This window comes from Candidatus Caldatribacterium sp. (genome assembly GCA_014359405.1).
Lineage (GTDB): Bacteria > Atribacterota > Atribacteria > Atribacterales > Caldatribacteriaceae > Caldatribacterium > Caldatribacterium oleiphilum.
This window is the reverse complement of sequence record JACIZN010000045.1, coordinates 3,962-13,743: the sequence shown is the minus strand read 5'-3', so window position 1 is coordinate 13,743 and position 9,782 is coordinate 3,962. Positions and strand designations below refer to the sequence as shown.

The 9,782-nt window shown below is 55.0% G+C and carries 11 protein-coding genes and 1 pseudogene (1 of these 12 cut by a window edge); 2 read left to right on the top strand and 10 right to left on the bottom strand.

Annotation, left to right across the window (positions count from 1 at the left end):
* The 9 genes from H5U36_04945 to H5U36_04905 form a co-directional block, all read right to left on the bottom strand.
* Positions 1–812 (bottom strand): RnfABCDGE type electron transport complex subunit B (locus tag H5U36_04945; GenBank protein ID MBC7217501.1); only part of this gene is annotated, 812 nt, incomplete at its 3' end.
* 11 nt (positions 813–823) lie between these two features.
* Positions 824–1,414: an RnfABCDGE type electron transport complex subunit A gene (locus H5U36_04940; protein MBC7217500.1), complete on the bottom strand. Its 591-nt coding sequence runs from the start codon at positions 1,412–1,414 to the stop codon at positions 824–826.
* Positions 1,411–2,010, bottom strand: coding sequence for an electron transport complex subunit E (locus tag H5U36_04935; GenBank protein MBC7217499.1), 600 nt, complete (start codon positions 2,008–2,010; stop codon positions 1,411–1,413). Before H5U36_04935 ends, H5U36_04940 begins: the two co-directional genes overlap by 4 nt.
* Positions 2,010–2,570, bottom strand: coding sequence for an RnfABCDGE type electron transport complex subunit G (locus tag H5U36_04930; protein ID MBC7217498.1), 561 nt, complete (start codon positions 2,568–2,570; stop codon positions 2,010–2,012). Before H5U36_04930 ends, H5U36_04935 begins: the two co-directional genes overlap by 1 nt.
* Positions 2,567–3,541: an RnfABCDGE type electron transport complex subunit D gene (locus H5U36_04925; protein MBC7217497.1), complete on the bottom strand. Its 975-nt coding sequence runs from the start codon at positions 3,539–3,541 to the stop codon at positions 2,567–2,569. The genes H5U36_04930 and H5U36_04925 overlap by 4 nt, the downstream gene beginning before the upstream one ends.
* A 1-nt stretch (position 3,542) precedes the next feature.
* On the bottom strand, positions 3,543–4,868 hold the full coding sequence (rsxC, locus tag H5U36_04920) for an electron transport complex subunit RsxC (GenBank protein ID MBC7217496.1): 1,326 nt from the start codon (positions 4,866–4,868) through the stop codon (positions 3,543–3,545).
* A complete protein-coding gene (accC, locus tag H5U36_04915) occupies positions 4,865–6,232 on the bottom strand; it encodes an acetyl-CoA carboxylase biotin carboxylase subunit (protein ID MBC7217495.1) in 1,368 nt (455 codons plus the stop codon). Before accC ends, rsxC begins: the two co-directional genes overlap by 4 nt.
* Positions 6,233–6,243: 11 nt before the next feature.
* Entirely contained in the window at positions 6,244–7,602 is a 1,359-nt protein-coding gene (locus H5U36_04910; protein ID MBC7217494.1) for a hypothetical protein, read from the bottom strand.
* 12 nt (positions 7,603–7,614) lie between these two features.
* Positions 7,615–8,739, bottom strand: coding sequence for a hypothetical protein (locus H5U36_04905; GenBank protein ID MBC7217493.1), 1,125 nt, complete (start codon positions 8,737–8,739; stop codon positions 7,615–7,617).
* 62 nt (positions 8,740–8,801) lie between these two features.
* Here H5U36_04905 and H5U36_04900 point away from each other — a divergent pair, with 62 nt between their 5' ends.
* Positions 8,802–9,077 carry a hypothetical protein gene (locus H5U36_04900; GenBank protein ID MBC7217492.1) on the top strand — a complete coding sequence of 92 codons (276 nt, stop codon included), beginning with the start codon at positions 8,802–8,804 and terminating at the stop codon, positions 9,075–9,077.
* A 5-nt stretch (positions 9,078–9,082) separates the two neighbouring features.
* Positions 9,083–9,556 carry a chemotaxis protein CheW gene (locus tag H5U36_04895; GenBank protein ID MBC7217491.1) on the top strand — a complete coding sequence of 158 codons (474 nt, stop codon included), beginning with the start codon at positions 9,083–9,085 and terminating at the stop codon, positions 9,554–9,556.
* Here the strand turns inward: H5U36_04895 and H5U36_04890 are convergent.
* Positions 9,553–9,782, bottom strand: a pseudogene (locus H5U36_04890) (potassium channel protein); it runs 761 nt beyond the window's last position. The gene H5U36_04895 and the pseudogene H5U36_04890 sit on opposite strands and share 4 nt — an antisense overlap.

Here is a 9,782-nt window from a genome sequence, read left to right as displayed (position 1 = left end):
TCAAGGAGGGCCATTCGTTCCCCCACTCGAACAATGCAGCGGGTGGGGCATTTCTCTATGCAGAGCCCGCAGAGAGTGCACTTTTCTCGAGAAATCACGATGCGACCGTTCTCAAAAGTAATGGCACCCTCGGGGCAGGTACGCACGCAGAGCTGGCACTTGATACAGCCTCGGGTGCAGAGCTTTCGGACTTCCTTTCCGGGGTCAAGGGACACACAGGCCACGGTGACCTGTTCTTTTTTCGGGACCAGGGCAATGATGCCCCGGGGGCACTCGGCAGCGCATTTCCCGCAGCCGGTGCACTTTTCCCAGTCGATGACTGGAAGACCACTGTCCCTATCCATATGGATGGCTCCAAAAGGACAGACTCGTACACAGCTCCCAAGACCAAGGCATCCGAAACGGCACCCTTTGAACGAGGCAGGGAGGAGATGAGCTGCTTTGCAATCCCTAACTCCCTCGTAGTCGGCAGCAGTCTGGGCTACATCCTTTCCTCCCTGGCAGAGAATAAGAGCTCGCTTTGCCTCCCAGGTACTGCTCTCTTGCCCGAGGATTCGGGCAAGTTCTGCCCAGACTCGTGGTCCTCCTACCGGGCAGGCGTTAGCCGGGGCTTCGCCGGAGGCGATTTTCTCCGCAAGACCACTGCATCCGGGAAAACCACAGGCTCCACAGTTTGCCCCGGGAAGGATTCGCTCCACTTCCTGCACTAAGGGATTGACTGGAACGGCGAATTTCTTCGCAAACCAGGCAAGCATTAACCCAAAGGCAAGGCCCAAAGCCCCAACGAGAACCACCGGTACGATGATTTCCATGGGTTTCCCTCCTACTTCACAAGCCCTTTAAAGCCCAAAAAGGCAATGGCCAGAAGACAAGTGGCTATGAAAACAATCGGGTACCCCTGCCAGAACGCCGGAACCCTTGCCAGGCGCAGGCGTTCTCTGATTCCTGCAAGGAGCACCAGGGCCACAGTGAATCCCAGAGCAACGCTTATGCTGTAGACCGCGGTCTGAAAGAGTGTGTATCCGTAATCCACGCCGAGAAAGGTCACCGCAAGAATGGCACAGTTCGTCGTAATAAGAGGGAGGTAAATGCCCATTGCCCGGTAGAGGTTCGGAACATTCTTTTTGAGGAGAATCTCCACAAGTTGCACCAGGGTTGCAATGACGAGGATGAATACCATGATGCGGAAGTACTCAAGGCCAAGAGGAACAAGAGCATAGTTCCAAAGAACCCAGGTTACGATGGATGCAAGGACCATGACAAAGGTTACAGCCATGCCCATGCCGATGGAGTTAGCAACGCTTGAGGACATGCCGATGTAGGGGCAAAGACCAATGTAACGGGCAAGGATGATGTTGTCGACGAAAGCAGCGCTCACGATGATTTTGAAGATGGTGAGGATGTCTCCGTTCATCGCTTAGCCCTCCTCAGTGACCAGTTGAGTACGGCAATGTAGATGCCGATGAGAAGGAATGCCCCAGGAGGAAGAACCATGGCCATCATGCCCTGGAAGGACCCGGGAAGAACAGGATGGGAGAGGATTTCCCCATATCCAAAGAACTCTCGCACAATGCCAATGGCAGTAATAACCAGGGTGTAGCCAACCCCCATGCCTAAGGCGTCGGCAACAGCATGAAGCGGCGGTTTCCGTGAAGCGAAGGCCTCCGCCCGGGCCATGATGATGCAGTTCACCACAATGAGGGGGATGAAGATGCCCATGGCTTTCGAGAGGGGCGGAAGATACGCCTTCATGACAAGGTCCACAATGGTCGTGAAGGTGGAAATGACGACGATGAAGATGGGGATGCGGACTTCGTTGGGAACGAAGTTACGGATAAGGGATATGACAAGGCTTGAGCAGACGAGAACAAAAATCACCGCTGCGCCCATACCGAGGCAGTTCTCCACCCGCACCGATACGGCTAAAACGGAGCAGAGCCCAATCATGAGTTTCAGGACCGGATTTTCCCCCAAGAGACCGTTCTGGAAGTAGTACCAGAACTCCCGCATCACTTTCCCTCCTCCCGCAAGAGTTCCGCAACCTTAGCGCACGCTCGGGCGACGGCGCGACTTGAGATGGTTGCTCCACTCACTGCCTGGATGTCTTCGCCCACGGTGAAAGAGCTTGAGAGGGGTTTCCCGAGGAATTGAGAGAGGAAAGCCTCTTCGGCAACGTTGGAACCAAGACCTGGGGTCTCCTGGTGCTCTAAGACTTTTATGCCCGTGATGACCCCTTCTTCGGTGCTCACCCCCACAAGAAGAACGATGGGGCCTCCGTACCCGGTACTTGCGACCTTTACGACAAGACCCTCTCGCTTTCCACCCTTTTTCGCTTCGTACACCTCGAGGAATTTGACCTCCTTGGACTCGGGCAGGACTCCCAGGCTCGTAAGGTTCAGGGAGGCAAACTCTTCGCCCTCAGGGAAAACGAGAGTAAGTGCCTCGTTGAGCTCTCTTTTAGCCTCTTCAGCAATGCGCCCTCTCGTTACCACGTACACGAAAGAAAGTCCCAAGGCTGCAAGGGCGCACACTACCGTCAGTGCTAAGGCAACGCGCAGGATTTTGCTCATACCTTTTTCACCCCGAATCGCTGCGGCAGAATCCGGTCAAGAAGGGGCACAAGGGCGTTCATGGTGAGGATGCCAAAGGTGACCCCTTCAGGATACCCTCCAAGCCAGCGTATAATGCCCGTTAGAGCTCCGGCCCCAAAAGCAAAAATGAGGCGTCCTTTGGGAGTCATAGGGGAAGTGGTATAGTCGGTGGCCATGAAACACGCACCCATTATGGCTCCACCGGCAAAAAGGTGGAAGAGAGGGTTCTGTCGTGCCACAACTGCTACGGCTACAAGGCCAAGGGCATAGAAGAGGGGAATATCCCACTGGACGATGCCCCGGAAGAGTAGGTACGCAAAGCCCAAAAGGAGAAGGAGGGCCGAAATCTCCCCGATGCACCCTGGCACAAGCCCCACAAAGAGCCGGAAGAGGAGATTTGGGGTTTCCCAGACCGAAGTGTACCCGTAGGCTTTCACAATTCCCAGAGGGGTGGCGCTCGTTACAACATCAACCGGAGTGGCGTAGGAGGTGACTCCTAAGGCGAAGGGAGGACGAACGTACCAGGTGGCCATGATTTTTGGCCAGGAAACAAGGAGCACTGCTCGTCCCACGAGGGCAGGGTTGAAGACGTTCTGTCCGATTCCTCCAAACATCTGCTTCCCAAGGAGGATGGCCACCCCTCCACCCACGATGGGAATCCAGAAGGGACATCCAGGGGGAAGGGAAAGGCCAAGGAGCATTCCGGTGACCACGGCACTCCAGTCGCCTATGGTGAGGGGGCGACGGAAAAGAATGCAGTCGAGGGCTTCAAATCCTACGCAGGCAAGGACCGAGAGCACAAGGGGTAGGAGTGCCCACCGAACCCCAAAGAAGACAACCCCCCAGATGGCAGCAGGAAGAAGGGCAAAAACAACCTGCTGCATGATCCAGGGAACGGTGACGGCACTTTTCATGTGCGGTGGTGACGAGACAACGAGTCTTTCCTCCATATCACTTCCCTCCCCTTTTCCGGCGGCGCATGACCTCGAATTTGGCGAGTTTCAGAAGGTGCACAAGGGCGATTCCTGCCGGGCAAACATATGCGCAAGATCCACACTCGATGCAGTCAAGAACTCGATTGGCCTCTGCTTCTGCAAAAAGACCTTCCTCAGCAAGTCTTCCAAGAAGGTACGGCAGAAGGCGCATGGGGCAGTGGGCGACGCAGCGGCCGCAACGAATGCAGGGGTACTCCCGTTTGGCAAGGGGTCGGGAAAAGAAGAGAAAGCCCGAGGTTCCCTTGATGACCGGTACCGCTAAGGTCGCCTGGGTAATCCCGGTCATTGGTCCTCCCATGATGATTTTGCGTGGTGGGGTGATGAATCCCTCGCAGAAAGCCGCCAGGTCCTCAAGGAGCATCCCGAGAGGAACTTCGAAGTTGCCGCGCTTTTTCAGGCAGTCTCCGGAAAGGGTGATGACCCGCTCGATGAGGGGGATTCCTTCTTTTGCCATCCGACCTAAAGCGGCGGCCGTCTGGACGTTGTTCACCACGACTCCTACATCAAGGGGGAGTCCTCCAGGGGGAACTTCCCGACCGAGGATGGCGAGAATCAGGTGCTTCTCCGATCCTTGGGGGTACTTGGTCCTGAGGGGAACGACTTCGGTTGGGAAAGGCAGGTCCCGAACAAGAGGTGCGAGGTGGTCGATGCAATCCCTTTTGTTATCCTCGATGCCGATGTAGGCTTTCTTTGCTCCACAGGCTCGGACCATGATGCGGAGCCCCAAAAGCATGTCCTCTGCCCGCTCGAGCATTACCCGATGGTCACAGGTGAGGTACGGCTCGCACTCTGCTCCATTGAGGATAAAGGAATCGATGGGTTTGTCCTTGGGTGGAGAGAGCTTCACGTGGGTTGGGAAAGCGGCTCCTCCGAGTCCTACGAATCCCCCTTCCCGAACAAAGAGGCGAAGGGACTCGGGGTCAAGGCGCTCGATGTCCTCCGGGAGGGGGTCGTAGCGCATTTCCTCAGAGCTCCCGTCATTCTCGATAACGACAGCCTGGAATTTCCCGAGTGTCGGATGGGCCCACTCCTCGATGCCGGTGACTTTTCCGCTGAGCGGAGCATGGAGCGGTGCGGCAACAAAAGCTTCGGCATCGGCGATTTTCTGGCCTCGTTTTACTCCGTCTCCCTTTTTCACCAAAGGTTTGAGCGGAGCACCGGTGTGCTGAATGAGGGGAAGGACGACTCCTTGGGGAAGAGGAACGCGGACAATAGGGAGATGGGCTGTATCCTCCTTGTGGTGCGGGAGGAAAACCCCCTGGGGGAAGGTGCGGAGCTTCATATCTTTATCTCGCCTCCTTTGGTTTCCTGCCACACCTCTTCGATGAAGCGAGTGTGGAGATTGCCCTCAAGGAAATCAGGATGGGAAAGGATTTTGAGATGAAAGGGAATGGTGGTGGCGATGCCTTCCACAATGAACGACCGCAGAGCCTCTCGAGAACGGCGTATGGCGAACTCCCGGTTGCAGTCCCAAACGATGAGCTTTGCAATGAGAGAGTCGTAGTGAGGAGGAACCGTGTACCCGCTGTAGCAATGGGAATCCACCCGAATTCCCGGACCCCGAGGAATCTCAAACTGAGTGATACGCCCCGGGGAAGGAGCAAAACGCCTCTCCGGGTCTTCGGCGTTGATGCGCATCTCTATGGCATGTCCTCGTAGGAAGACGTCTTCCTGGTTCATGAGGAGCTTTTCTCCCGCTGCAAGGCGAATCTGCTCCCGTACTAAGTCGACACCTGAGATTTCCTCTGTCACCGGGTGCTCCACCTGGATGCGGGCGTTGAGCTCCATAAAGTAGAACTCCCCTTCCGGGGTTACGAGGAACTCAAAGGTTCCGCAGGTGGTGTACCCGATGGCTTTCGCAGCCCGGACAGCAGCGGCGAGAATCTGGGAACGCAAGGACTCAGGAAGATTTGTCGCCGGAGCCTCCTCAAGGATTTTCTGACGGCGGCGCTGGAGGGAGCATTCCCTCTCCCCTAAGTGGATGACGTTGCCGAACCGGTCAGCAAGAATCTGTACCTCGATGTGCCGTGCCCGCTCGATGAGCTTCTCAACGTAGAGCTCCTCGTTTCCGAAGGCCATCTGGGCTTCTCGGCGGGCACTATCAAAGGATTTTCGGAGGTCTTCTTCGTCGGTGATCACCCGAATGCCTCGCCCGCCTCCCCCAAGGCAAGCTTTGAGGAGAAGGGGAAAGCCGATTTCTTTAGCAATGTCATGGGCATCAGCGAAGCTTTTCACCGGCTCAAGGGAGCCAGGAATAACTGGGACTCCTGCCTCGTGCATAAGGCGCTTCGCCTGCAGTTTGTTCTTCATTTTCTGGATTACTGAAATCTCGGGTCCAATGAAAGCGATGCCCCGTTTTTTGAGCTCTTCCACAAACGTTACGTTCTCCGCAAGGAATCCGTACCCGGGGTGCACAGCGTCAGCTCCGGTCACTTCACAGGCCCGAACGATTTTGGGAATGTTGAGGTACGTCTCAACGGCCGAGTTTCCCCCAAGGGCCACTTTCTGGTCGACGAAACGGAGGTGGAGGAGATTCGCGTCGGGGTCTGAGAAAACCCCCACCGTCTTTATACCCAGTTCTCGGCAGGCACGGACAACACGCAGGGCTATTTCTCCACGATTGGCGACAAGAATCTTTGAGAACAAAAAAATCCCTCCTAAAGGAGCACTCGTTCTTCGGGATACACGAGGAGTTCTTTTCGTTCCCGGGCAACGCCCATAGCCACAAGTGCCGTGAAAATGCCCACCCGTCCCAGAAACATCGTTACAATGATAACAAGCTTCCCTATGTCTGACAAGTTTGCCGTAACTCCTCGGGAGAGTCCGACCGTCCCGAAGGCAGATACGGCCTCGAAGGCAAGGTCAAGAGGCGTGCCGCTCTGAGTGACGTAGAGGAGAAAGGTTGACCCAAACACAAGCCCCAGAGCGAGGAAAAAGACCGCCAAACTCCGACGAACTGCATTGCGAGCCGCTCGCCGGTGGAAGAGACTCACTCCCTCCTGGCCCTGAAGAGCACTCCGAACAAGAGCAAGAATAAGAGCAAAGGTTGTCGTTTTCACCCCGCCTCCTGTCCCCCCGGGTGAGGCTCCGATGAACATGAAAAGCATCACAAGGAGTGCCGAGGCAGGATGGAGGTACTGCGTCGGCACAGTATTGAACCCGGCGGTTCTTGGGGTTATCGAGAGGAAGAGGGAAGCCATGAGCTTTCCCCATCCGGGGAGCTTCCCAAGAGTTTGGGGATTATGGAATTCGAGGGTAAAAAAAGCGAGTGTTCCAAGGGCAATGAGGGAAAGCGTTGTTGCCACTACTATTCGGGCATGGAGCGAGCTCAGACGGCGCTCTTCGACGATTTCCCGAATGACCACAAACCCAATGCCCCCGATGACGATGAGTCCCATGACGGCGAAATTGACGAGAGGGTCAAGGACAAACCCTTCGAGGCTATTCGAGAAGACCGAAAACCCTGCATTGCAGAAGGCAGAAACGGAATGGAAAAGGGCGGCAAAGAATGCTTTTCCTGCAGGAAAGTACCGAAGAAAGGCAAGGGAAAGGAGCACAAATCCTACTCCCTCAACCCAGAGGACGTAACGGAGAACATCGAGGACGAACCGCACCATTCCTCCAGGAACGTCGAGGCTAAAGGAATCCCGGATGGCTAAGCGGTCCCGGTACTCTATGCGCCGCCTGAGGGCCAGGGCAAGGAGGGTTGCTACGGTCATGTAGCCGAGTCCTCCAAACTGGATGAGGACGAGAATCACTATCTGCCCCCATACGGAGAAAAAGGTTCCCGTGTCCACGACGATGAGACCCGTTACACATACGGCGGATGTCGCCGTGAACAGAGCATCGATGAAACGGATGGTGTTGCCAGGGGCAACGGAAAAGGGCAAAAAGAGGAGAAAAGTGCCGATGAAAATGAGCCCCAGGAATCCAAGGAGAACAAGAAGGGCAGGAGGAAAGTTCAGAGCCCTTTTTAGTCCTCGGAAAGAGAACGAAAAGCTCTTTGTCTCAACCACCCTATCGCCTTCTTACGCGAACACTCCATAGCGTCGAGCTTCTTCGTACATCGCCACGATGTTTTCGGGAGGGACATCGGGCTGTATATCGTGAACCGCGCAGAGCACGTATCCAGAAGGGCCAAGATCGTCAATGCGGCGGCGCACTTCTTGGCGTACTTCTTCTTCTGTTCCTCGAGGGAGAACGTACGTCGTGTCTATGGCACCCCAGAAGGACAGGTCTTTTCCAAAGCGTTCTTTGAGGGCCTTCGTGTCCATCCCCTGGGCGGAGACCTGCACCGGGTTCAAGATGTCAACGCCGATTTCGATGAGGTCCGGAATAAAGGGCGCAATACTTCCACATGAGTGGTAAAGGAGCTTTGCCCGAGGGGCCATTTTCTTGAGATTCTTAAAGTATTCCTTGTGGTAAGGTTTCACAATGTCCCGGTACGTCTTAGGACTCATGATGGTACTCTCGGCGGTAGCAAGGTCATCTCCCACAAAGATGACGTCGAGGAATTCTCCACACTCAGAGAGAAAAAGGGAGTACCGCTTGAGCTGGTACTCGTACATTTTTTCAAGGAGAGACGTGGCAAAATCCACGTTGCAGACGAGGTCTACGAGGAAATTCTCAAATCCTCTGAGGTACCAGCAGGGCTCAAAAATTCCGGTATCAATCATATCTCCCACAATCAAGTACTTTCCCTCTCGGAAGAGGGCTTCAGCCCGTTCCCGGACGCCGGTAAGATCCATGGTCTTCGCCGGATCCGGCCATTCGTAATCTTTAAGCTCTTCGAGGATTTTCCCCGCAAGAGGGTGCTCCACCATATCATAGTAGAGGCCACCCTCAGGCATCCGGAACTTGATGCCGAACTCGTTGTAGTAGGTATGTTCATCAATGATGTGCTTCTCTGGTTGGGGAGTGGGATGGATACCACGGGTATCGATGCCGAGAATTTCGAGGACCTCCTCATCCACAAAGACAATCTGGAAGTTCTCCATCATGAGGCGAGTTTCTTTTTCGATGCCAAGGTACCTCTTGAGGTTCTCGTAGGCTCGACGCGTGAGCGTTGTGCAGTTCGTCGTTCCGAGATCCAGAGGAATGCGATCCGGAACTTCATGGTTCAGTGCCCGCAGGGCACGTTCTCGTGGAGTCATTATTCTCCCTCCCCGATGCGCAATCGAGAAGTATTATACCACACACATTTTTTTCTGCGGACATGCTACAATACGGGGTAAAGTTCTGGCAGTTTCATCCGATAGAAAAGAATGGAAGGGGTGTGGTTGTGCTTCTTGTTGCGGGTGGCGAAGAGGTCGTGAACCCCAAGGAGCGAGTGTACGGGGCTTTCAATGAGCCCGTTTTCCTTCACGATCTCGTGGTCCGAGTTGGACTCCCCCTTCCGGTGGTCTGGGATGCCGTTTTGGAGCTTGAAAGAGAGGGAAAGGTGACGTACTTTGCCTGGCACGGGAAAACCGTAATCCTTAAGAGGAGGTGAGGCTTGTGCCTCAGGAGTTGCAACTTGTTGCCTTCCAGCTTGCCCAGGAAGTGTACGGAGTGGATATCGCCCAGGTCCAGGAAATCATCCGCATGCAGCCGATCACCAAGGTTCCGGGGGCTCCAGATTTCGTCGAGGGAGTTATTAACCTGCGAGGCCGGGTCATTCCGGTAATTGACCTGCGTAAGCGCTTTCACCTACCCAAAGGCGAGGAGACGAAATCAACGCGTATCATCGTGGTCGATGTCCCGCCGCATACGGTAGGGATGATTGTGGATAGCGTCGATGAAGTGCTGCGTCTGAGCGAGGACAAAATCGAACCCCCTTCACCCCTCATTGCCTCTATTGATACCGAGTACATTAAGGGTGTGGGGAAACTCGAAGGGAAGCTCTTGATTCTCCTTGACCTTACTAAGGTCCTCAGCAAAGAGGAGAAGTACGCCCTCGAGGACCTCAAGGGTACTCTTGAGAAGAGCTAAGGGGAGAATCTCCGGAGCTCAAGAATTTGTTCCACGCGCCCGATGACGATGAGAACGTCATGGGCGTCGAGGACGGTTGTTCCCCGGGGATTGAAGAGGAACCCTCCTTTTTTGTCCTTTATGGCCACCACGAGGAGTCCGAATTTTCCGGGGAGGTCAACCTCGGCAAGGGTTTTCCCACAGAGGGGTGAGTTCGGTTGTACTTCAATTTCTTCAATGGTCAGAT

What these genes read in the sequence shown, in the direction of transcription:
- H5U36_04905 (MBC7217493.1), bottom strand. Translation starts at nt 8,739, where the DNA reads ATGACTCCACGAGAACGTGCCCTGCGGGCACTGAACCATGAAGTTCCG.
- H5U36_04935 (MBC7217499.1), bottom strand. Translation starts at nt 2,010, where the DNA reads ATGCGGGAGTTCTGGTACTACTTCCAGAACGGTCTCTTGGGGGAAAAT.
- rsxC (MBC7217496.1), bottom strand. Translation starts at nt 4,868, where the DNA reads ATGAAGCTCCGCACCTTCCCCCAGGGGGTTTTCCTCCCGCACCACAAG.
- H5U36_04930 (MBC7217498.1), bottom strand. Translation starts at nt 2,570, where the DNA reads ATGAGCAAAATCCTGCGCGTTGCCTTAGCACTGACGGTAGTGTGCGCC.
- H5U36_04925 (MBC7217497.1), bottom strand. Translation starts at nt 3,541, where the DNA reads ATGGAGGAAAGACTCGTTGTCTCGTCACCACCGCACATGAAAAGTGCC.
- H5U36_04940 (MBC7217500.1), bottom strand. Translation starts at nt 1,414, where the DNA reads ATGAACGGAGACATCCTCACCATCTTCAAAATCATCGTGAGCGCTGCT.
- H5U36_04900 (MBC7217492.1), top strand. Translation starts at nt 8,802, where the DNA reads ATGCTACAATACGGGGTAAAGTTCTGGCAGTTTCATCCGATAGAAAAG.